The organism is Brevibacterium zhoupengii (assembly GCF_021117425.1).
Taxonomy (GTDB): Bacteria; Actinomycetota; Actinomycetes; order Actinomycetales; family Brevibacteriaceae; genus Brevibacterium; species Brevibacterium zhoupengii.
Window position 1 is genome coordinate 2945422 of record NZ_CP088298.1, and the last position, 20620, is coordinate 2966041.

The window sequence follows — 20620 nt, forward strand, 5'->3', positions numbered from 1 at the left end:
GTTTCCAGCATGTGACACGGGCGCTCTCACGCTGGAATATTGCTGAATTCTCCAGTGGAGACGATAGCCTCTCTGCGACGAGGCGAACTCAGTCGAGGAGCGCGTCGACGAATCCCTCAGCGGTGAATGGGGCCAGATCATCAGCGCCCTCACCGAGGCCGATGAGTTTGACAGGAACTCCGAGCTCGCGCTGGACTGCCACGACGATTCCGCCCTTGGCCGTGCCGTCGAGCTTAGTGAGCACGATGCCGGTGATGTTGACCGCCTCGGCGAAGACCTTCGCCTGCTGCATTCCGTTCTGACCGGTCGTGGCGTCGAGGACGAGAAGCACCTCGTCGATCTCGTGCCCCTCACCCAGGGGACGAGTCGCGACACGCTTGACCTTGCCGAGCTCGTCCATCAGGCCGATCTTGTTCTGCAGACGTCCGGCCGTGTCGATGAGGACGACGTCGGTGTTCTCCGATTTGCCTCGTTCGACGGCGGAGTAGGCCACGGAGGCGGGATCTGCACCCTCCTCACCGCGGACGGTCTCGACTCCGACGCGTCCGCCCCAGGTGGACAGCTGCTCGGCAGCGGCGGCGCGGAACGTATCGGCCGCCCCCAGGAGCACACTCTGGTCTTCGGCGACGAGCACGCGGGCGATCTTGCCCACGGTCGTGGTCTTGCCGGCCCCGTTGACGCCGACCACGAGCATCACTGCCGGGTCGTCACCGGTGCCCGAGACCGCAAGCTCACGGTCCATGGTGGGATCAACCAGTTTGATGAGCTCCTCGCGCAGCAGTCCTCTGACCTCTTCGGGTTCGCGGGTGCCGAGGACCTTGACGCGTTCACGCAGTCGGTCGACGAGCTCGGTGGTCGGATCGACTCCGACGTCGGCGAGGATGAGCGTGTCTTCTATCTCCTCCCACGTCGATTCGTCGAGCGTGTCTCGCGACAGCAGGCTGAGCAGTCCCCGCCCCAGACCGGAGTTGGACTTCGCCAGGCGTTCGCGGAGACGAACGAGTCGGTTCGCGGGTTCGGTGGGAACCTCGGAACCGCGAGTCGCCTCCTTCTCCTTGGCGACCGCCTCGGAGATGTCGTCGATCTTGAGTTCGCCGGTGACATCGGCGTCGATGCTGCGCCGGTCGCGCAGCCCCTTCCGCTTCGCGTTGACGCGCAGCGTGAAGCCCAGCCCGACAACGAGTATGAAGACGATGGCTGCGACGATGAGCAATACGATCGGCTGATCCATTGACGTACGTCCTCCTTTGAGTACCTTTGCGAGCCCCACGTTCTCACGCGGCGGCTGCCGGCCAAGGGTGCAGTCCCGGTTCCGTTGCGCGCATCAGCCCAAGGCCGTTGACACGTTCCGGTGGCCCGCACCCCAGCACCCCGCTGTCTCGGGGCGCGTGTGATGATGTCGTGTTGTCCGGTCAGGAACCTCGGCTGCCGAAGAGCAGACCGGCTGTGGTTCTCCACCCGGTGCCGGATTCCGGGATCTTCCAATGGCGGGTGCGCGGCCTCACCGTCAGCAGAGACGGCGCTGCGTGCCGGCGCGGCTGCGGCCTGAGCACGTAGGAGTGGTCTCGGATCGCGGTGACGGCAGCCTGTTCCCGAGTTGCCAGGTGGGAGGTGCCGTCATCATGTCCGAAGAATTCGTGGACCTCGTCGTCATACCCGGTCCATTGGCCCGGCAGACGAAACCGCTGCACATCTGAGGAGTACTTCAGGCGACCTTCGGCCCTCAGCCCCGGCAGTGCGACGAGGAGCACGACGATGAGGGCGAGCGCGAACGATACGGCGAGTCCGACGATGACGACGAGTACTGCATTCATGCTCGCGAGTCACCTCGTGATTCAGCCGGCTCGGCCATGGACGTCCCGCTCCTCAAGGTTTTCGACAATGTTTCCCTGTGCTCAAGTCTATCGTCCCAACACACGACATTTGTGCTCAGGGTCCGTGAGCCTGGTGGAGAATTTCCTGGGACTCCCCTGGACATCCCTGCCGAATCGGCGTCTCGCGAAAGGCCGCCGATCATGGGATCCGCTGCGAGATGACCTTCGACACACCGTCCCCGTGCATCGTCACCCCGTAGAGAGCGTCGGCGATCTCCATCGTTCGCTTCTGGTGGGTGATCACGATGAGCTGCGAGGAATCCTGCAGCTCCTCGAACACGGTCAGCAGGCGGGACAGGTTGAGGTCGTCAAGGGCCGCCTCGACCTCGTCCATGACGTAGAACGGGCTGGGTCTGGCCTTGAAGATCGCCACCAGCATAGCCACGGCGACCAGTGATCGCTCTCCGCCGGAGAGCAGCGACAGCCGCTTGACCTTCTTGCCTGCCGGCCGGGCGTGGACATCGACGCCGGTCGTGAGCATGTCATCGGGGTCGGTCAGGCTCAGGGAACCCTCACCGCCGGGGAACAGTCGGGAGAAGATGTCCTCGAACTCCCGCGCAGTGTCCGCATAGGCTTCGGCGAAGACCCGTTCGACGTGCCGGTCGACCTCGTCGACGAGCTTCATCAGGTCCTTCCTCGAAGTCTCGATATCGGTGATCTGCTTTTCGAGGAACTGGTGCCGTTCTTTGAGCGCCTCGTACTCCTCGAGCGCCAGCGGGTTGACTGTTCCGATGCGTTTGAGTGCGGCAGTCGCCTGCTTGTGTCTCTTCTCCACCTCGGCCCGCACATAGGGTCGTTCCTCTTCGTCCTCACCGAACGCGGGAACCGGAGTGTGGGGACCGTAGAGTTCGACCAGCCGCTCCAAGCTCAGACCAGTCTCCTCCCCTGCCCGGTTCTCGATCTCCTCGAGTTTGAGTCGAAATCGTTCCTTCGCGAGTTCGGCTTCGGCCGCGGCATCTTTGAGTCGCTGCAGCTCTGTGCGCGTGGTGCCCAATTCCTCGCCGAGGTGGCCCTTCTCCTCTCGCATCTGCCCGCGCTCTTCGACGAGCACCTGGATCTGGGATGCCAGTTCGGTCACCGTCGTCTCCGCGAGCCCCGTCGCGTTCTGCGCGGTCTCGACGATGAGCAGCGCAGAGGCGGCGGACCGCTTCTTGCGGGCGATCGTCCGCTGCGTCTGTTCGCGTGCGCTTTCTTCAGCCGCCGCCTGTCTCAGCAGGGAGTCGACTCTGTCGGAGAGGAATCGTGCTCGGTCAGTGGCTGCCTTGTGGCTGATGCGGGTCTCGATGACGTCTTCGGAGGATTGCGAGACCTGCCGGCTCAGCTCATCGCGGTCGGTGGTGTCGACGACTTCTTCGACGTCTCCTGCTCCGGCGAGGGCGGATTCGGCAGCGCGGGCATCACGTTCGGCAGTCTCCAATCGTGTCGCGAGCTCCACCTCGTTGTCCTTGGCCCGCTGCAGGCGGGTTTGGGCTGTGGTGATGTCGCTCGCTATTCGCGATACCTCCTCGCCTGCGGCCATGATCGCCGCGTCCGAGGAATGCAGCTTCTCAAGTGCCGCGGCGGCCACGGTCTTAGCCTCGGCGAGCTTCGCGGCGACCTGGTCGATGTCGGTCTCGACTCCGCTGTGAGTTGTCTGCAGTTCAGAGATGGAGGCATGGGTGTCTTCGAGCGCGGTCTGCGAGGCCAAGCGGGTCCCCGAGGCGGTGCGTGCCCGACTGACGCGTGTCGCGGTCACGATCTCCCCGTGGATGGTCACGGCGGTGAGTTCGGGATGGGCGTCGATGATGGACAGTGCGCTGCCGGCATCATCGACGCACACGACCGTCTCCAGTGCAGCGTTGAGGAGCTGAGTCAGTTCAGGGACGTCGCTGCTGACAACCTCGGTCAGCCACCGCACCGTCGATTTTCCCTCGGCTGAGCCGGTGAGCGTGGGCAGTGCCCGCGGCGTGGTCATGGTCTCGGCAGTCGGGTTCGCGCCCTTTCCGGCACTGGTCTTGCCCGCACCGGACTTGCCTGCCGCTCCCCCGCGTGACCCCGCACCGGCTGTCGAGCCGCTGGTCGCACCGGTGGGGATCGTGAGGTGGACGTTCGTGTCCTCGCCGAGGTGGTCGAGGACCGTCAGCGCCACCTGCCCGGAGTCGACGAGCACACCGGAGACCGTGTTCGACAGGGCAGCGGCCACGGCCATCTCGAATCCGGTGGCCACGCTCAGTCGTTCTGTCACCGCCGAGCCGACACCCGGCAGATCGGCGTTGAGGATGTCTTCGAGGTCAGCTTCCAAGGCTGTGCCGAGTGACAGTGCTTCGGCCCTGGCCTGCGCCGAGGCCAACTCCGAGGCCGTCTTCGCCTTCTTCGCGCGCAGGGCCTCGAGCTCGGTCTCCAACACAGTCGCAGCCTCATTGGCAGATTCGTATTCCGTGTCGAGTTCGGACTCCCCGGCTTCGACTCCTTCGACGGCGGCCTCGGCTGTGGCCAGTTCATCGCGGCGCTCGGCGATGCGGGCCGTCGCGGTGTCGATCTCCGTCCGGTTGGCTTCGATTCGTGCAGTGAGGTCGCTGATGCGCTCACGTGCTTGGGAGCTCTTCGACTGCAGGGCCGACCGGTTCTTGATCGCCTCGGTGATGGCCAGCTGTGCCGCCTTGACCTCGTCATCGGCCTTCTTCAGCGCCAGGGCGAGCTCTTCCTTGCGCATCTGACTGCGATCCAGAGCCGCCGCGGATTCCTCCACCGCTGTCTCCGCGGCACCGAGCTCTTCCCGATGATGCTCTGCCTGAGTCCTCAGCTCTTCCGGCGATTTCGATTCCCGCCTCCCCAGGCTGGCCACTTCGGAGAGCAGGTGTGCACGTTTGTCCTCGGCGCGCTGGGCGATCCCTTTGGCCCGCACGATCTGGGTCTGGGTACGTGATTCTGCGGTGCGCAGGTCCTCGAGTTCGGCGTCGAGTGTCCCCAGTCGTGATTCGATCTCCTGCAGCCGCTCTTCGGTGCGGGAGCGGCGATGTTCGAGGTCGCTGATGCGATCGCCGCCGCCCTCGCCGCCAGCGCTGGCCGTCGAGGCCAGGGAGGCCTGCAGGCGCACGGTGTCATCGGCGAGCAGCCGTGCGGTGGAGTCGCGCAGTGTGGCTTGGACCGTGGCGGCCTTCTGCGCGGCCTCTGCCTGCCGGCCCAATGGCCCCAGCTGCCTATTGAGTTCGGAGCGCAGGTCCGAGAGTCGATCGAGGTTCGTCTGCAGACCCGTGAGTTTGCGCACGGCCTTGTCCTTGCGCCGCCGGTGCTTGAGGACGCCGGCGGCTTCTTCGATGAAACTGCGACGCTCGATCGGGTCCGCGTGGAGAATCGCATCGAGACGCCCCTGGCCGACGATGACGTGCATCTCCTTGCCCAGGCCCGAGTCGTTGAGCAGCTCCTGGATGTCAAGGAGTCGTGCCGGGGTCCCGTTGACGGCGTATTCGCTTCCCCCGGTGCGGAAGAGGGTGCGTGAGATCGTGACCTCGGTGTAGTCGACGGGGATGGCTCCGTCGGTGTTGTCGATGGTCAGGGTCACCTCGGCGCGGCCCAATGCCTGGCGCTTGGAGGTGCCGGCGAAGATGACGTCGTCCATCTTGCCGCCGCGCAGATTCTTCGCTCCCTGCTCGCCCATCACCCAGGACAGGGCGTCGACGACATTGGACTTGCCGGATCCGTTGGGGCCGACAACACAGGTGATGCCCGGCTCGAATCGGAGAGTCGTCGCCGAGGCAAAGGACTTGAATCCTCGCAGGGTCAGGCTTTTGAGATGCATTGTCCACCCAGCATATCCCGAAGGAGTTCCAACAATTCTCGAATCTTTTGATAGAGTATTTCCTCGTGCGCCGAAATCGGTGCCTTTCCTCCGTAGCTCAGTTGGCAGAGCATTCGACTGTTAATCGAAGGGTCGCTGGTTCGAGCCCAGCCGGGGGAGCTGATCGAGGCCCCGTCGTTCGCGACGGGGCCTTGACCATGTCCGGGCAGAATCGTCATGTCTCTACCCGCCTCGCATCTCATCTGAGAAGATCATTGGTGTGAACCGACAGGAAACTGAAAAATCGGACTAGTTTGGACTCAGCGCCCCAATCGGCCCGATGACAATCAACGCCGTCCATGAACAGGAAGGAGCGCCGACCGGGACCGGCCGCGGACCTACTGCGGCCACGCTGATCGGCAAGCATCCCTATGAGCAGTGAAACGACTAAGACTCAGGAGCTGATACGGCACCTGAAGAATCCGACCACGAAACAGAAGCCGCTCATCCGCAAGGGCGTCGACAAAGTGGTCTTCTTCACGGCAGGCGTCCTCGCAGTCGGCTTCGTCGTCTGGGGCTTCCTCTCCCCGGACAGCCTCGGGGCTGTGGCAGGAACTCTGCTGACCGGCGTGATGGACAACTTCGGCTGGCTCTTCGTCATCGCCGCCACGGTCTTCACGATCTTCGTCATCATCGTCGCCCTGTCCAAATTCGGGCGGATTCCGCTGGGCCGAGACGATGAGAAGCCGCAGTTCAAGACATCATCGTGGATCTCGATGATGTTCGCGACCGGCATGGGCATCGGTCTGGTGTTCTCCGCCGTCGGTGAGCCCCTGTTCTTCTACATGTCTCCCCCGCCCAACACGGTCGATGGTTCCACTGCCGAAGCCATGGGCACCTCGATGGGCACCACGCTCTTCCACTGGACCCTCTACCCCTGGGCGATGTACGCGATCGTCGGCCTCGGCGTCGCCTACGGCTCCTTCCGTCTGGGACGTTCCCAGCTGTTCTCGTCGATGTTCACCCCGCTGTTCGGTGAACGTGCGGTCAACGGCGCCGGCGGCAAGGTCATCAACATCCTCGCGATCCTCGCCACACTCTTCGGCTCGGCCTGCTCGCTGGGCCTCGGTGCGATCCAAATCGGCGGCGGCATCGAGTCGGCGGGCATCATGTCCGATGTCTCCTCGCCGATCCTCGTCATCATCATTGCGATCCTCACCGCAGCCTTCGTCGCTTCGGCCGTGTCCGGTGTCGAGAAGGGCATTCAGTGGCTGTCGAACATCAACATGGTCCTGGCGATCATCGTTGCGCTCATCGTGTTCATCGGCGGACCGACGCTGTTCATCCTCAATGTCATTCCCTCCTCGCTCGGTTCGTTCATCGAGGACCTGCCGCAGATGGCGTCGCGGACTGCGGCCAACGGCCAGGACGTCAACACCTGGCTGTCTTCGTGGACCGTCTTCTACTGGGCCTGGTGGGTCTCATGGTCGCCCTTCGTCGGCCTCTTCATCGCCCGCATCTCCCGCGGTCGCACCGTGCGTCAGTTCGTCCTCGGCGTCCTCATCGTTCCTTCGGTTGTCTCGACCATCTGGTTCGCGATCTTCGGCGGCGGTGCCATCGGCATCCAGGAACGTGCTGAGCGCGGCGAAGGCACGGTCAAGGCCTTGGCGAAGATCGTCGACGGGGAACCGGACATCAACATGGACACGATCCTGTTCGATCTCCTTGGTGCCCTGCCGCTGCCCAACGCCATCGCCATCATCTTGATGGTCGTCACGGTCATCCTCATTGCGATCTTCTTCGTCACGGGCGCCGACTCCGCGTCGATCGTCATGGGCACGCTGTCGGCCAACGGTCGAGAAGAGCCCGGCAAGGGCCTCGTCCTGTTCTGGGGTGTGGCTACCGGTGCAGTGGCAGCGGTGATGCTCCTGGCCGGAGGTTCCGACCCGGCAGAGGCGCTCGAGGGTCTGAAGAACATCACCATTGTGGCGGCATTGCCGTTCGTCATCGTCATGCTGCTGTTGTGTGTGGCCGTCTGGAAGGACCTCTCGCGAGATCCGCTGATTATTCAGGGTCAGCTGGCCAATCACGTCCTCGAGCAGTCGGTCGCCACAGCCGTCAACGAGTACGACGGTGAGGTCTTCGGACTCGAGACGTCCGAGCTGCCTGTCGAGGAGATCGAAGACGACAAGGAAGACGCCGAGGCTGATGCCTCAGCGAATTCTGCCAGCGACGATGTCGATCACGAGAACGGCGACACCGTCAAGTAATCCGATGTCGCGGTGCTGATCACGCGACATCAGGGAATACCAGAGGCGGCTGGTGAGACTCGGTGAGAGTCTCACCAGCCGCCTCTCGTCTGCGTCAGCAGCTACTGGATCCGGATCACCATGGCACGACACCATCGTCATCGAAGAAGCCGCCACGAGGTCCGTCGTCAGGGAGAGTCGCGAGCCTGATCGCGACAGCGGCCCCCTGCTCTGCAGTGCGATCCGAGGCGTGGCCGGTGAAGTCGGTCGCGACGTAGCCAGGACAGTAGGCGTTGATGATGACATCGGTGTCGGCGAGTCTGCGACTGTACTGGGCGGTGATGCTGTTGAGCATGCTCTTCGACGGCGCATAGGCGGCCAGTTGAGGGCCGGTCTGCAAAGCCAGGGATCCCATATTGCTTGAGGCGTTGACGATCCGGGGCGACGGTGACAGACGCAGGAGCGGGAGCATGGCGTTGGTCACCCGCACCACCCCGAAGACGTTTGTGTCCAGGACGGAACGCAGGACGTCGAGATCGAGGGTGGTCGGGTCCTGCTCACCATTCAGATAGCTTCCGCCTATGCCGGCGTTGTTGACAAGGACGTCGAGGCGGCCGACCTTCTTCGAGATGGTTTCGGCCGCTTGGTTGGCGCTGTGATCCGAGGTGACGTCGAGAGCGACGCCGAATGCGTCTACGCCCGACGAGCGTAGGCGGTTGACGGCATCGGCGCGGCGGGTGTCGTCGCGTGCACCTACCGCGACGGTGAACCCGAGCTTGCCGAGACCCTCTGCAATCGCGAATCCGATGCCCTTGTTCGCTCCCGTCACGAGCGCTGTCTTCTTCTTCGAGCCACTATTCATGAAACCTATCGTCGCCTCCAGCGATCGGAGTCGTCCAAGATCGATTCGGTGGTCTGTGATACCTGACAGGCATTACGAGTAAGGTTGGCCCATGCTTGACCTCGAGACGCGCGAGTTGCGCTACTTCGTCACCATCGCAGAGGAACTGCACTTCCGACGTGCTGCGGAACGCCTGGGCATGGCACAGCCTCCGTTGTCGCGGGCCATCGCTCGCTTAGAGCGCCGCCTCGGCGTCCAGCTCTTGGAGAGGAATCGCCGCGGCGTGAGGCTCACCGACGCAGGTTCGGTGCTGCTCGGAGAAGCCCGGAAGGCGCTGGACGCGGTCTCTGCCGCGGCGGAGCTGACAAGGCGTGCTGGAACGTCACGTCAACCGCTCATACTCGCGACTAAAGCTGGTGCGTCACATGAATTGCTGCAGCGGCTGCTCGAAGCAGTGGCGAGCGAACACGGCCCCGGGCATATCGAGGTGCGGCTGTGCGAGGTCGGTGAGCAAGCCGAGCTGCTGCGATCTGGGGCCACAGATGTTGCCATCATGCACAGTCCCGTCGATGACCTCGTCGGGTTCGACACCGTGGACCTGTGCACAGAAGACCAGGTCGTGATCGTCCCCGCCGCCCATCCTCTCGCTCGCCGCAACGAGGTCACCCTCGCCGAGCTGCAGAATGATGACTCGGTGCCGCTGGCCAGATGGCCCCGCCTGGACGGCACGTATCCCAAGGGGCCCGGGCCGGAAGTGCGCACACAGTCTCAGATCGCCCAGCTCGTGGCCCTAGGGAAGGCTCTGCTCGTCATCCCCGCATCCAGTCGCGCATGGCAATGGCCTGAGCATGCGGCTGTGCCAGTCACAGACGCACCACGCGTCACAACGCTCTTGGCGTGGCCGGCTGGCAGCCATTCGACTGCAATCGCCGAATTCGTCCGTGTCGCTTCCGGTTTGGGAGACCCGCTGAGGCAAACACTCCGATCATCTCAAGGAGACACCAGCCGGTGACGCGGCGTCCTTGAGATCTACGGCCCATGGCGTTGGCCTCAGCGGTAGGGGTGTGGCAACCGGTGCAGTGGCAGCGGTGATGCTCCTGGCAGTCTGGAAGGACCTCTCCCGCGATCCGCTGATCATTCAGGGACAGCTGGCCAACCACGTCCTCGAGCAGTCGGTCGCCACGGCCGTCAACGAGTACGACGGTGAGGTCTTCGGACTCGAGACGTCCGAGCTGCCGGCTGAGGGCCGGGTACTGCTCCGAACGGAGCGGGACCGGCCCTCGTTCCCGGCCGGTCACCGTTATATTCTGAGTGTATGGATTCGATGACCGGGCTGAGCAGCATTCTGCAACGCTTGGAATTCCACGGCAGCGTGACGTTGCCCGGTCGACCGTCCGAACCGCTGTCTCGTTGGCTGCGGAAGAGAAGCATTGCAAGCGGAATCTCGTTCGCAACCGCTGGCGCTGGAGTGGTGCTGATCGTCATCGGTGCCGTTCTCCGCGATGTCGGATTCTGGTCTCTCAGCATCATTGTCGGCGCGTTGCTCGCCGTGCTGGGTCTGTTTGTCGGAGTCATCCTCGTTGGCGTGGGCCTGCTCTGGCGTGAGCGCATCGCCTCCGAGAAACTGCCCGTGCGCCTTGATGCTCTCGGAGTCTCCCTGCGCGGCATCGGCCCCATACCTTGGGGAGATCTTCGCGCCCCCGAACGCCGTTATGTGCCGGTGAAGAACGACATCGGGGGCCGATGCACCGTCATGCCGCTGACACAGCGCGCTCAGACCCGGGTACGCATGCAGCCAGGTAATTGGCAGCTGCGAGTCGGTCCCCGCCCGTACCTGCGCTTCGACCAGCCGTTCCTTCTCCTGCCCGGAATCCAGGGCCTCAGCGAGGACGAGGTAGTTCAACTCTTCCACCATGTCTGGTCCAGGTTCTCGACTGAGTACCAGCGCTGAGGCACGGTATGGGCACAGGCGCCCATCCTGCCGCGCCGCTGACGTGAGAAGATAGCGCCGTGCGCCTGACGGATCAGCGGGAAGGAAGCGACGACGAATGAATACGATCATCCGAACTCACGGTGTGGCGTCACTCGTCGTCGGGTGGATGCTGACCGGCATGGGGATTCTGGCTATTGCGACGGTGATCATTCTTTCCGTATTCGTGGAGGGCTGGATGATCGTATTCCTCTTCGGTCCTGTCCTCCTCTTCATCGGCGCTGGAGTCAATTTCTGGATGGGGTCCAGGGCACGATTGGAGATCACTCCCGATCGCTTCATCTGGTGCGGCCCCATCGGTCGAGCTCGAAGCATCGCCTGGCACGATGTGCACCGGATCCTGCGACCACCACCAGGTTCGCCCCCGCGTCTGGCCGCCGTCGCACACCTCAGGGACGGCAGTTACGTCGAGGTCAAAGCCCTGTGGAAATCTCCGACCTGGCCGACGACCTATCTCAGTCACCAAGACCACGGGCGCGCGCAGCAGGCCTTGATCGATGAGCACATCGCCCACCTCAATCGGATGTCACGAGGTTCCCAGCCGCAACGTGGGCGACAGCAGCCCGGCTGGCCTCTGGGACAGCGTGGCGGTCCTCAGCGGTAGCGCGGCGGCTTCTGGCAGTTCGGGCAGAAGTGACTGCCGCGTCCACCGATCGTCATCTTCTCGATCTCGGTCCCACAGCGCACACATTCCTGGCCACCGCGTCCGTAGACGAGCAGGGCACGGTCGAAGTAGCCGGATTCTCCGTTGACATTGACGTAGAGGGCATCGAAGCTCGTCCCACCCACGGCCAGTGCATCGCTCATGACTCGTGTCGCGGAGTCGAGGACGGCGGCGAGACGGGACTTGCGAGTGCGAGCGGGGACCGCAAGGGGGTGGATTCCGGCGCGGAACAGTGCTTCGTCGGCATAGATGTTGCCGATGCCGCTGACCAGGGATTGGTCGAGCAGCGCTGATTTGACCACCGTCCGCTTGCGAGAGAGCTGTTCGAGAGCGAGGCCGGGTTCGAAGGCCGGTTCCAGAGGATCGGCTGCAATATGATTCGCCGAGGCGGGTACGAGCCGACCATAGGCATGCACCAGTGGCTGTACGCCGAGATGGCCGAAGATCCGTTGGTCGATGAAGCGCAGCTGAAGGCTCTCGCTCCCCCGTTCGAGGTGGAGGATTGCCCGGGTGTGCCTGTGGATCTCGTCAGCGGCATCGTGCACGCGAAGCTGACCGCTCATGCCGAGGTGGACGAGCAGACTGAGTTCGGGGGCAGCCGGTTCGGCAGCCGGGCCGGCCCGGAGGTCGGCCCCCAATGTCAGCCACATGAACTTGCCGCGACGTTCGGCACCGATGATCCGGCGACCGGTGACGGCGGCGACGAACCCGTCGACGGCGGAAGCATCGATGCGACGCTGGGATGTCGTTCCCAGGATTCGGGGGTCGATCACCTCGGCGCCGGTGATGGTGGTGCCAGCAGTCCACTCATGGACGCCCACACGGACGCTCTCGACCTCGGGAAGCTCAGGCATCAGGAATGCCTCAGCGCGTGTAGTCCGGGTAGATGGTGCGGATGGCCTTGACGGCGACTTCCGCGGCGGCCGCTTCGGCGTTCTTCTTCGAGGATCCGTCGCCGGTGCCCCAGCCGTTGGCGCCCAGGAGCGCCGTGGCGGTGAAGACCATGGCATGGTCTGGTCCCGAGGACACGATCTCGTAGCTCACGGCACCCAGGTCAAGGTCGGCCGCTGCTTCCTGCAGGGTCGTCTTGTAGTCCATTCCGGCACCGAGGTTCACAGCGTCGGAGAGCATCGAATCGATGAGGCGGTGGACGAGGGCGAAGGCCTCTTCACGTCCCCGGGCGACGAAGGTCGCGCCGATGAGGGCTTCGACGGTGTCGGCGAGGATCGAGTCCTTGTCACGACCGCCGGTGAGCTCTTCGCCCTTGCCCAGCAGAATATGGGGGCCGATGCCGTGCCTGCGCGCGATCGATGCCAAGGCTCGGGTGTTGACCACGGCCGAGCGCATCTTGGCCAGTGAACCTTCGGCCAGATCCGGGTTGTCGTAGTACAGCGATTCGGTGGCCACGAGGCCCAGCACGGAGTCGCCGAGGAATTCGAGGCGCTCGTTCGTGGGTATGCCGCCGGCTTCGAAGGCGAAGGAGCGGTGAGTTAAGGCGAGACGAAAAGTCTCGGGATCAATATCGATCCCGAGACTCTTCTGCAGTTCTGCTGTGGTGTCAGTGTCCACAGGTCAGACGTCAGCGACCTTACGTCCCTTGTATTCAAGGAACAGCGGGGTGCCTGCTGCGTCTTCGACAACTTTGGCCTGGTGAGGGCGCGAGTACACAACGCGACCGTTCTCCACAGTCTTGACCAGGCTAGGAGCCTGTGCCTTCCACTGCGAACGACGGTGGCGGGTGTTGCTGCGCGACAATTTACGCTTTGGAACAGCCACGTCTAGCTCTCTTTCTTCTCATCCAACAAACTCTTCAATGATGCGAACGGCGAATCCGCTTCACTCTCGTCCACCTCGAGGTCCTCCCCCACGGTGAAGCTGAACTCTTCGCTTTCGTCCTTTGACGGACTGAACGGAAGAGCCATTACGACAGCGTCTCGGATCGCGGGCTCGAGGTCGAGCTGATCGCGGTCGATGACATAGGAATCCTCGTCGCCATCGGCCTGCTCATAGACGTACATCTCTTGGATGTCGACATCTATAGGCAACTCGATTTCGTCGAGAGTCCTCACATCTTCGCCGCGGGCCGTGGCCGAGACAGTGCCCGACACGTAGATTCCCTCCGACACGCTTTCGAACATCAGCTCGAGTGCCAGTGGTGAACCTTCTGCGACCCCGATCACTTCGATCTTGAGATCCGCCGGAGCAGACAGGGTGGTGTTCACCCGTTCCCATTCACCAGGATGACCGAGCAATCCCATCGACCTGAGATCGTAGACGAACTCAGACTGCTTCTTCATGCTCACTCCTCCTTTACGTGATTGAGGATGCTTACTCCTGCGTTCACACGCGACTCACCATTCTAGTCATCATCGCCGGTCATTACCAATCGAGCCTGCACAGATGCCCGAGTGTTCCCGGTCACCATTTCTCGCGGTGATTGCGCAGCGTCACCGCACCGGCCGCCAACAGCAGTGCCCCGGAGATCGTGAACACGATGCCCGAGCCCGCGATGAGGGTGAGCAGGGACGCCGCCGAGGGGATTGCGACCTGGCTGAGTCGGTTGCCGGCGAGCCGGATCGAGAGGACCGCGGCACGGTTGGCCGGGTCCGACAGGGTCGAGACCCAGGTCATCGTCAACGGCTGCGTGAGCCCGAAGCAGAACCCGGAGATGAGCAGCAGGATCGCCAGCGCCCACGGCTGAGTGAAGACGGGGATGAGGATGATGCAGACCCCGGCCAGCGCCGAGGCGGTCCACAGGAGCGAGAGATTGTGCCATCTGCGGGTCAGCACCCCGATGATGAGCCGCGAGATGACCGAGGCGAGCGTACGCAGGGTCAGCAGCCAGGTCACCGTTGTGACCGACAAACCGTTCTGCTGACCGATGAGCGGCAGATAGGCCGTCATCAGATCCACGGCCGCCAGCGTGGTCATCGAGGCGAGGATCGCGGGCTTCATTCCCCGGATCGAAAGCAGAGACCAAGGCGTGCGAGCGTCCTTGGCCGCATCGGCGCGGGAGACGTGCGGTGTCCGCCCGCGGAGCATGACGATGACCGCCGCAACCAGTGTCAGCGCGGAGACCGCAGTCATGAACCACAGGGCACCGACGATGTGCGGTGACCCGTCGGTCGAATCCGCGATCATGCCGGCCACAGGTAGACCGATCGTCTGACCGATCGAGACGCCGAGTGTGAGATAGCCGAACTTCGACGTCAGCGCCGAGGCCGGGAAGCTCTGCGGGATCAGCGCCTGGGAGGCCACAGTCGTCAGCAGCTGGCCCAGGCCCAGGCTCATAGTGGCGAGGAGAAGCACGCCGAGGTTGGGCGCCAGCGCGGCAAGGCCGACGGGCACGATTGAGAGAATCGTTCCCGTCCACAGCACAGCTGTCGCGTACCCGCGATCGACGAGGCGGCCGACGAAGAGTGCCGTGAGCAGCGGGACAAGTGAGTAGCAGGCGGTCATGAGACCGAGGACGACTCCGCTGCCGCCCAGCTCCAGGGTCCGGTAGGAGATGAGGACGCGCACACCGTTGTAGGTCGCGTGCGCGATCACGGTGTGGAAGATCAGCCCGAGGAACCATGCCCGGGAGGAGGAAGAGGGAATCGGCATGCCTCAGCGGCTGGCGTTCAGCGCCGACAGCACCGCATCCGGCACCAGTCCCGTGATGTCTCCCCCGCCGGAGTGGACTTCCTTGATGAGTGAGGACGAGACGTGTTCGAACTCGGGATTTCCCGGGACGAAGATCGTCTCGAGTTCACTCAGATGCTTGTTCATCAGCGCCATCGGCAGTTCGTAGGCGAAGTCCGTGCCCGAGCGCAGCCCCTTGACCACGGCGGGTGAGCCGATGGAAGTGCAGTAGTCGACAAGGAGGCCCCCGGCGACGGTGTCGATCGTGATGTGCTTCGCACCCTGGGTCCGCTCATCCTCATTTAGAGAGGCGCGGATGAGATCAGCGCGAGCCTGTGGGTCGAATCGTCCGGACTTCTTGGGGTTGTGCACGACGGCAACGACGACCTCGTCGAAGAGCCGGGCACTGCGGGCGATGACATCGAGATGACCCATGGTGATCGGATCATAGGAACCGGGGCAGACAACCTTCATGGCTTCATCGTATCTCTCAGCTGCGACCACTGGTCGTCGACAGGCTCGTCGAGATCACCAGCCCTGACGATGACAGCCTCGGGTTCCGTCAGAGGATTGTGCAGGCGGGATGCCGCGCAGCTCATGACTCTGCCGACGATCGCCAGGGACAGCTGTTCGTCAGCGTCAGCGATCGCCTCGGCGAGTTCTCGGTGCGTTTCGATGAGGTCGCATCGGACCTCGTAGCCGCGTGGATCGGAGAGCGAGAGCAGACGAGTGTGGACCATTGAGACCTTCATCAGGTCGCTGAGCCTGACGGAACCGGAGCAGGCGACGATCGAATGGTGGAAGTCGAGGTCGGCATCGCCGATAGTGCGCGCCGTGTTCCCCGCGATCGCCTCCTCCAACCTGGCCAGCGCCTGGCGGATGCGGGCGATCGGCTTGCCTGAGCGGATGACGATCTTCACGGCTTGCGCTTCGATGGCTTCCCGGACCGCATAGACATCGTCGATGTCATCTGTGCTCATCCGCTTGACCCAGACTCCGCGACCGGGTGCGTGGGTCATCACTCCTTCGCTGACGAGGCGCTGCAGAGCCTCCCGCAGTGATGGCCGGGAGACAACGAGGAGCTCGGCCGTACGGACCTCGTTGATGGACTGCCCCGGAGCCAACAATCCGCTGTAGATGGCGTTCCGGAGCTGATCGGCGATGAGGTCGATCGTCGAGGAGCGGATGACCTTGCGCAGGACAGGGAGCTCCGAGGTCGGGGGTGAAGGCATATCACGATCATATAACGTTGTCTGACAGTGTGACATCCGGACAACTAAAGTATTGAATAGTGTTCTTGAGACGCATGTCACGAAGATGTGTCAACGTACTAAGAAAGGGACAGCTATGAAAGCCATCAAGGGGCTAGCCGCCGCGACCTCGATCCTCGCCCTGACACTCACCCTGGGGGCTTGCGGCGGAAGCGATTCCGACAAGAGCACTCTGCAGAAGGCCATCGACGACGGAAAGATCTCAGTCGGCTTCGCCGGTGAGGCACCGTACAGCTTCGAGAAGGACGGCGAGCTCCAGGGCGCCTCTGTTGAAATGGCCAAGACGATCTTCAAGGAGCTCGGTGTCGACGACGTCGAAGGTGTCAACACCGAATTCGGCTCGCTGATCCCTGGCCTCAACGCCGACCGCTTCGGGGCCATCTCTGCCGGCATGTCGATTCTGCCCGATCGTTGCGAACAGGCTGCCTTCGGCAACCCCGAGTTCATGTACACCACTGCCCTGATGACCAAGAAGGGCAAACAGGACGGCATGAAGACCATCGACGACGTCAAGGAGAAGGGCCTCAAGCTGGCCACCATGACCGGTGCGATCGAATCCGACTACGCCAAGGACCTCGGCATCAAGTCGCAGGAAGTCGGCACTCCCCAGGACGGCATGGACGCCGTGACCACGGGCCGTGCAGATGTCTTCGCTCTGACCGGCATCTCGCTCAACTGGATGGCACAGAACAACAAGGATGCCGACGTCGAGGTCAGCGAATCCTTCGTCCAGGAGATCGACGGCGTCCCGCAGATCGGTGCCGGCGCCACGGTCTTCCGCACGGATGACACCGAGCTCAAGGATGCTTGGAACAAGGAACTCGACAAGATCGTCAGCGACGAGAAGAAGTACCTTGAAGTCGTCGGCGACTACGGCTTCACGAAGGAAGAACGCCCCGACGGTGAGATCACAACGGATCAGCTGTGCAAGGGCGAACTTCCCACAGCCAAGTCCTGATCTGCCTACTGAGCACCTCAGATCATGACTGACAATTTCACGACGTTGCTGAATTTCCTCCCACAGCTGTGGGAGGGAATTCAGACAACGCTCATCCTCACCGTCGCGGGCGCGATCGGCACCATCATCATTGCGATCATCCTCGGGCTCGCGATGACGTCGCTCCACGCCTGGATGCGTATCCCGGCACGCATCATCGTCGAGTTCTTCCGCGGCACATCGCTGCTGGTGCAGCTGTTCTGGCTCTTCTACGTCTTTCCGCTCCTCGGCGTCGACCTCGACCCCATTCTCTGCGGCATCGGAGCTCTGGCTCTCAACTACGGTGCCTACTCCGCCGAGGTGGTTCGGTCGTCGATCAAGACCGTCGACAAGGGCCAATGGGAGGGTGCCATCGCACTCAGCCTCTCCCCCACCAGACGAATGGTCCGCGTCATCTTCCCCCAAGCCTGGGCACTGATGATCCCGTCCCTGGCGACCTTGCTCATCCAGCTCCTCAAAGGCACAGCGGTCGTCTCCTTCATCACTTTGCAGGACCTGACCGAGAAGATCGATCAGCTGCGCCAGTCGACGAACGACACCTACTTCGCCTTCACCATCGGGCTCATCATCTACTTCGTCATCGCCTGGCTGATCCAGGAGGGTATGAACTTCCTCGAACGCAGGGCCACAGCAAAGCTGGGCCGCAGACGACCAAACTCACGTGCCGACAGACGGGTAGCGCGCCGCGACGCCCGCGCAGATAAGAACAGTGACCCCGGTTCCACTTCAGTGGCTGGGCCGAACGCAGGCAACGTCGGATACGGAGGCCCACTGTGATCTGGAACTGGGAATTCGCCGCCGAAGCGCTGCCGATCCTCCTCCGAGGATTCGTCAACACGCTCATCGCCACCGTCATCGGCACGCTCATCGCCGTGGTCCTCGGCCTCATCATCGCCGTCGCGATCCGCTCACTGCCACGCTGGATCAACTGGCTGATCCGACTGCTCGTCGCCTTCGTCCGCAACACACCGCTGGTCATGCAGCTGATGTTCGTCTACTTCATCTTCGCCGGAATTCCCGGCTTGGTGGACGTGCCAGCGCTCGTCATCGGCTTCATCGTCATCGGCATCCACTATTCGACCTACATGTCGGAAAGCTACCGTGCGGGCATTGATTCGGTGCCTCCGGGCCAACATGAGGCAGCGACCGCACTGTCGCTGCCGCCGGTCCGGAAGTTCACCGCGATCGTCCTCCCGCAGGCTCTGCGCGCCACGGTCCCGTCGTTGGGAAACTACGCCGTCGCGATGTTCAAGGACACCCCGTTCCTGTTCGCGATCTCCGTCGTCGAGCTCGTCACCTCGGCACAGCAGTTCGGAGCGGCGAAATTCGCCTACACGGAAGCCTTCACCCTGGCCGGTCTCATCTTCCTCGCCGCCAGCTACCCGACATCCCTGCTCATCCAACGAATGGAGAAGCGCCTTGCCACCTACTGAGAACACCTCATCAGCACCGGGCACGACCACCTCGACCTCCGGCACTCCGGCCATCGAGTTCAAGGACGTGGAGAAGCGGTTCGGGAAGACAACTGTCCTCAAGGACCTCAACTTCACCGTCGCCCCCGGAGAGCGTGTGACGCTCATCGGCCCCAGCGGCTCCGGCAAGACGACGATTCTCCGTCTTGTCATGACCTTGGAGGAGCTGACCGGCGGCTACATCTTCGTCGACGGCAAACCCCTGACGCACACCGAGAAGAACGGCAAGCGAGTCGAGCTGCCTTCGAAGACAACGCGCGCCATGACGACGCGCATCGGGATGGTCTTCCAGCAGTTCAACCTGTTCCCCAATATGACGGTGCTCGAAAACATCATCGAGGCTCCCGTCCATGTCTTGGGCAAGCCGAAGGCAGAGGCCGTCAAAGAGGCGAAGTCTCTGTTGGAGAAGGTCGGACTCGGTGAGAAGGCCGATGAGCATCCCACCAGGCTCTCGGGCGGTCAGCAGCAGCGTGTGGCCATCGCCCGAGCATTGGCGATGAGCCCAGAGATCCTCCTCCTCGATGAGGTGACCTCCGCACTCGACCCCGAACTCGTCGGCGACGTCCTCGGCGTCCTCCGCGACATCGCCGAGACCACCGACATCACCATGCTGCTCGTGACTCACGAGATGCAGTTCGCACGCGAGGTCTCACACAGAGTGATGATGTTCGATGGCGGGCAGGTGCTCGAGGAAGGTCCACCGGACCAGATCTTCAACAACCCGCAGCACGAGCGGACACGGACGTTCCTCTCCAGCGTGCAGTAGCCACACGTTCAGCAAGGCCCACCGGAGTGCGACTCCGGTGGGCCTTGCTGTGTCTCATCCCCCGTGCTTCAGCTGCGGATGCGTCGCACGAGCCGCCAGATTCTCACGATCACCGCAATGACGATGAGCACCATGGCCACCCAGAACAGGATGTCCGTAGGTCCTGGCCAGAAGATGTCAGATCGACTCACCGGATCGGCAGCTCTCGCATCCGACTGACTCCTCAGCCACTTGAGTGCGAACCAGAAGAGCAGCAGACCCACTCCGCACGCTGCGAACACCCAGGGTGTGCGGTACCAGGGACGGCGGGAGCTCACGCCGACTCGTCCGCTGCTGCTGAGTCCGACACCTCTTCAGGCTTGCCTTTGAGCTGGACGAAGTAGAGAGCGGTCTCGCCGAAGGTCTTCGAACGGAAGACCTCGAGGGCCGCTGGCATGGTCGGTTCCGGGGCTCGTGAAGCGCGTTCGACCACGACGATGGATTCCATATCGAGGAGCCAGGAGAGCTTGCCCAGAATCTGAGTCACAGCGTCCTCACCCAATGGGTAGGGCGGATCCATGAATACCAGGTCGAAGATGCGTCCATCACCGTCGTCGATGTCGCTTCGTGTCTCAAGCACCTCGCCGTCCAGAACCGCATCGAGCCCGTCTCCGTGCTCGCCTCCCCCGCTGTGGGCTCCCCCGCTGTGGGCCTCGGAATGCAGCTGCGCCGAAGCGTGCTGCTTCGGGACACGCTGCGAGCTGAGGAATGATACGACGTCCGAGGAATGGATTCGAGTCGAGTGATCGATTCCCAGCTTTGCGGCATTCGCCTCGACCGCACGGGCAGAGGCACCTGCCGAATCGACGAAGTCGACTTCTGCGGCGCCCCTCGACATGGCTTCGAAGCCCAGTCCACCGGACCCGGCGAAGAGATCAAGGACGTTCGCGGCCTGCAGCACCCCGTAGCCGTCGAGCATGGAGAAGAGGGATTCCTTGACTCGATCCGAGGTCGGGCGGGTGTTGGACCCGCCCGGTGCGACGAGCTTGGAACCTTTGTAAGCACCAGCGATGATTCTCATTGCGGCTCCTCCTCATGAGGGTGGTTCGACAGCACACGAAGGCTTGTCTTCTCAC

General features: G+C 63.0%; 22 protein-coding genes and 1 tRNA gene. 10 read left to right on the forward strand and 13 right to left on the reverse strand.

Going from position 1 to position 20620, the window contains the following annotated elements:
- Positions 1-88: 88 nt before the first annotated feature.
- From ftsY to LQ788_RS13380, 3 genes are all read right to left on the reverse strand, one after another.
- Positions 89-1231, reverse strand: coding sequence for a signal recognition particle-docking protein FtsY (gene ftsY / locus LQ788_RS13370; protein WP_231441749.1), 1143 nt, complete (start codon positions 1229-1231; stop codon positions 89-91).
- Between the two features lie 181 nt (positions 1232-1412).
- Entirely contained in the window at positions 1413-1814 is a 402-nt protein-coding gene (locus tag LQ788_RS13375; RefSeq protein WP_009885107.1) for a hypothetical protein, read from the reverse strand.
- 199 nt (positions 1815-2013) lie between these two features.
- Entirely contained in the window at positions 2014-5652 is a 3639-nt protein-coding gene (locus LQ788_RS13380) for an AAA family ATPase (protein ID WP_231441750.1), read from the reverse strand.
- Positions 5653-5738: 86 nt separating this feature from the next.
- Here LQ788_RS13380 and LQ788_RS13385 point away from each other — a divergent pair.
- Both LQ788_RS13385 and LQ788_RS13390 read left to right on the forward strand, forming a co-directional pair.
- Positions 5739-5811: transfer RNA gene (locus LQ788_RS13385), tRNA-Asn, on the forward strand.
- A gap of 251 nt (positions 5812-6062) precedes the next feature.
- A complete protein-coding gene (locus LQ788_RS13390) occupies positions 6063-7901 on the forward strand; it encodes a BCCT family transporter (protein WP_231441753.1) in 1839 nt (612 codons plus the stop codon).
- A gap of 115 nt (positions 7902-8016) precedes the next feature.
- Here LQ788_RS13390 and LQ788_RS13395 read toward each other — a convergent pair whose 3' ends face one another.
- Positions 8017-8742, reverse strand: coding sequence for an SDR family oxidoreductase (locus tag LQ788_RS13395; protein ID WP_231441755.1), 726 nt, complete (start codon positions 8740-8742; stop codon positions 8017-8019).
- Positions 8743-8833: 91 nt separating this feature from the next.
- Between LQ788_RS13395 and LQ788_RS13400 the strand changes: the two genes are divergently transcribed.
- The 4 genes from LQ788_RS13400 to LQ788_RS13415 all read left to right on the forward strand — a co-directional run bounded on the left by LQ788_RS13400 (position 8834) and on the right by LQ788_RS13415 (position 11315).
- A complete protein-coding gene (locus LQ788_RS13400) occupies positions 8834-9733 on the forward strand; it encodes a LysR family transcriptional regulator (protein WP_262908274.1) in 900 nt (299 codons plus the stop codon).
- Between the two features lie 52 nt (positions 9734-9785).
- Positions 9786-10049 carry a hypothetical protein gene (locus LQ788_RS13405; RefSeq protein WP_231441757.1) on the forward strand — a complete coding sequence of 88 codons (264 nt, stop codon included), beginning with the start codon at positions 9786-9788 and terminating at the stop codon, positions 10047-10049.
- On the forward strand, positions 10037-10672 hold the full coding sequence (locus LQ788_RS13410; RefSeq protein WP_231441759.1) for a hypothetical protein: 636 nt from the start codon (positions 10037-10039) through the stop codon (positions 10670-10672). The genes LQ788_RS13405 and LQ788_RS13410 overlap by 13 nt, the downstream gene beginning before the upstream one ends.
- 97 nt (positions 10673-10769) lie before the next feature.
- The gene (locus tag LQ788_RS13415; protein ID WP_231441761.1) at positions 10770-11315 is read left to right on the forward strand and encodes a hypothetical protein; all 546 of its coding nucleotides are present in this window, start codon (positions 10770-10772) and stop codon (positions 11313-11315) included.
- On the opposite strand, the gene mutM is transcribed toward LQ788_RS13415, so the two are convergent.
- The 7 genes from mutM to LQ788_RS13450 form a co-directional block, all read right to left on the reverse strand.
- Positions 11306-12229: a bifunctional DNA-formamidopyrimidine glycosylase/DNA-(apurinic or apyrimidinic site) lyase gene (mutM, locus tag LQ788_RS13420; RefSeq protein WP_231441763.1), complete on the reverse strand. Its 924-nt coding sequence runs from the start codon at positions 12227-12229 to the stop codon at positions 11306-11308. The genes LQ788_RS13415 and mutM overlap by 10 nt on opposite strands.
- A 10-nt stretch (positions 12230-12239) precedes the next feature.
- Positions 12240-12944 carry a ribonuclease III gene (gene rnc, locus LQ788_RS13425; RefSeq protein ID WP_231441765.1) on the reverse strand — a complete coding sequence of 235 codons (705 nt, stop codon included), beginning with the start codon at positions 12942-12944 and terminating at the stop codon, positions 12240-12242.
- Between the two features lie 3 nt (positions 12945-12947).
- Complete coding sequence (gene rpmF, locus LQ788_RS13430; protein WP_009885115.1) at positions 12948-13151, reverse strand: 50S ribosomal protein L32; 204 nt, start codon at positions 13149-13151, stop codon at positions 12948-12950.
- Positions 13152-13153: 2 nt separating this feature from the next.
- On the reverse strand, positions 13154-13672 hold the full coding sequence (locus LQ788_RS13435) for a YceD family protein (RefSeq protein ID WP_231441767.1): 519 nt from the start codon (positions 13670-13672) through the stop codon (positions 13154-13156).
- A 121-nt stretch (positions 13673-13793) separates the two neighbouring features.
- Positions 13794-14981: an MFS transporter gene (locus tag LQ788_RS13440; protein WP_231441769.1), complete on the reverse strand. Its 1188-nt coding sequence runs from the start codon at positions 14979-14981 to the stop codon at positions 13794-13796.
- A 3-nt stretch (positions 14982-14984) separates the two neighbouring features.
- Positions 14985-15473: a pantetheine-phosphate adenylyltransferase gene (coaD, locus tag LQ788_RS13445; RefSeq protein WP_231441772.1), complete on the reverse strand. Its 489-nt coding sequence runs from the start codon at positions 15471-15473 to the stop codon at positions 14985-14987.
- A complete protein-coding gene (locus LQ788_RS13450; RefSeq protein ID WP_231441775.1) occupies positions 15470-16231 on the reverse strand; it encodes a GntR family transcriptional regulator in 762 nt (253 codons plus the stop codon). Before LQ788_RS13450 ends, coaD begins: the two co-directional genes overlap by 4 nt.
- 115 nt (positions 16232-16346) lie before the next feature.
- On the opposite strand from LQ788_RS13450, the gene ehuB reads away from it, so the two are divergent.
- The 4 genes from ehuB to ehuA are packed head-to-tail and all read left to right on the forward strand — an operon-like array spanning position 16347 to position 19505.
- Complete coding sequence (gene ehuB, locus LQ788_RS13455) at positions 16347-17228, forward strand: ectoine/hydroxyectoine ABC transporter substrate-binding protein EhuB (protein WP_231441777.1); 882 nt, start codon at positions 16347-16349, stop codon at positions 17226-17228.
- A 24-nt stretch (positions 17229-17252) separates the two neighbouring features.
- On the forward strand, positions 17253-18044 hold the full coding sequence (ehuC, locus tag LQ788_RS13460; RefSeq protein ID WP_231441779.1) for an ectoine/hydroxyectoine ABC transporter permease subunit EhuC: 792 nt from the start codon (positions 17253-17255) through the stop codon (positions 18042-18044).
- On the forward strand, positions 18041-18700 hold the full coding sequence (gene ehuD / locus LQ788_RS13465) for an ectoine/hydroxyectoine ABC transporter permease subunit EhuD (protein WP_009882488.1): 660 nt from the start codon (positions 18041-18043) through the stop codon (positions 18698-18700). The genes ehuC and ehuD overlap by 4 nt, the downstream gene beginning before the upstream one ends.
- Positions 18687-19505: an ectoine/hydroxyectoine ABC transporter ATP-binding protein EhuA gene (gene ehuA, locus LQ788_RS13470; RefSeq protein ID WP_275902172.1), complete on the forward strand. Its 819-nt coding sequence runs from the start codon at positions 18687-18689 to the stop codon at positions 19503-19505. The genes ehuD and ehuA overlap by 14 nt, the downstream gene beginning before the upstream one ends.
- Before the next feature lie 68 nt (positions 19506-19573).
- On the opposite strand, the gene LQ788_RS13475 is transcribed toward ehuA, so the two are convergent.
- Positions 19574-19822, reverse strand: a complete 249-nt coding sequence (locus LQ788_RS13475; protein WP_231441781.1) for a hypothetical protein — start codon at positions 19820-19822, stop codon at positions 19574-19576.
- Entirely contained in the window at positions 19819-20565 is a 747-nt protein-coding gene (locus LQ788_RS13480; protein WP_231441783.1) for an RsmD family RNA methyltransferase, read from the reverse strand. Before LQ788_RS13480 ends, LQ788_RS13475 begins: the two co-directional genes overlap by 4 nt.
- Between the last annotated feature and the right edge of the window lie 55 nt (positions 20566-20620).

Coding starts and splice junctions, on each gene's coding strand:
- ftsY (WP_231441749.1), bottom strand. CDS start 1,231: ATGGATCAGCCGATCGTATTGCTCATCGTCGCAGCCATCGTCTTCATA.
- LQ788_RS13375 (WP_009885107.1), bottom strand. CDS start 1,814: ATGAATGCAGTACTCGTCGTCATCGTCGGACTCGCCGTATCGTTCGCG.
- LQ788_RS13380 (WP_231441750.1), bottom strand. CDS start 5,652: ATGCATCTCAAAAGCCTGACCCTGCGAGGATTCAAGTCCTTTGCCTCG.
- LQ788_RS13390 (WP_231441753.1), top strand. CDS start 6,063: ATGAGCAGTGAAACGACTAAGACTCAGGAGCTGATACGGCACCTGAAG.
- LQ788_RS13395 (WP_231441755.1), bottom strand. CDS start 8,742: ATGAATAGTGGCTCGAAGAAGAAGACAGCGCTCGTGACGGGAGCGAAC.
- LQ788_RS13400 (WP_262908274.1), top strand. CDS start 8,834: ATGCTTGACCTCGAGACGCGCGAGTTGCGCTACTTCGTCACCATCGCA.
- LQ788_RS13410 (WP_231441759.1), top strand. CDS start 10,037: ATGGATTCGATGACCGGGCTGAGCAGCATTCTGCAACGCTTGGAATTC.
- LQ788_RS13415 (WP_231441761.1), top strand. CDS start 10,770: ATGAATACGATCATCCGAACTCACGGTGTGGCGTCACTCGTCGTCGGG.
- mutM (WP_231441763.1), bottom strand. CDS start 12,229: ATGCCTGAGCTTCCCGAGGTCGAGAGCGTCCGTGTGGGCGTCCATGAG.
- LQ788_RS13435 (WP_231441767.1), bottom strand. CDS start 13,672: ATGAAGAAGCAGTCTGAGTTCGTCTACGATCTCAGGTCGATGGGATTG.
- LQ788_RS13440 (WP_231441769.1), bottom strand. CDS start 14,981: ATGCCGATTCCCTCTTCCTCCTCCCGGGCATGGTTCCTCGGGCTGATC.
- coaD (WP_231441772.1), bottom strand. CDS start 15,473: ATGAAGGTTGTCTGCCCCGGTTCCTATGATCCGATCACCATGGGTCAT.
- LQ788_RS13450 (WP_231441775.1), bottom strand. CDS start 16,231: ATGCCTTCACCCCCGACCTCGGAGCTCCCTGTCCTGCGCAAGGTCATC.
- ehuB (WP_231441777.1), top strand. CDS start 16,347: ATGAAAGCCATCAAGGGGCTAGCCGCCGCGACCTCGATCCTCGCCCTG.
- ehuC (WP_231441779.1), top strand. CDS start 17,253: ATGACTGACAATTTCACGACGTTGCTGAATTTCCTCCCACAGCTGTGG.
- LQ788_RS13480 (WP_231441783.1), bottom strand. CDS start 20,565: ATGAGAATCATCGCTGGTGCTTACAAAGGTTCCAAGCTCGTCGCACCG.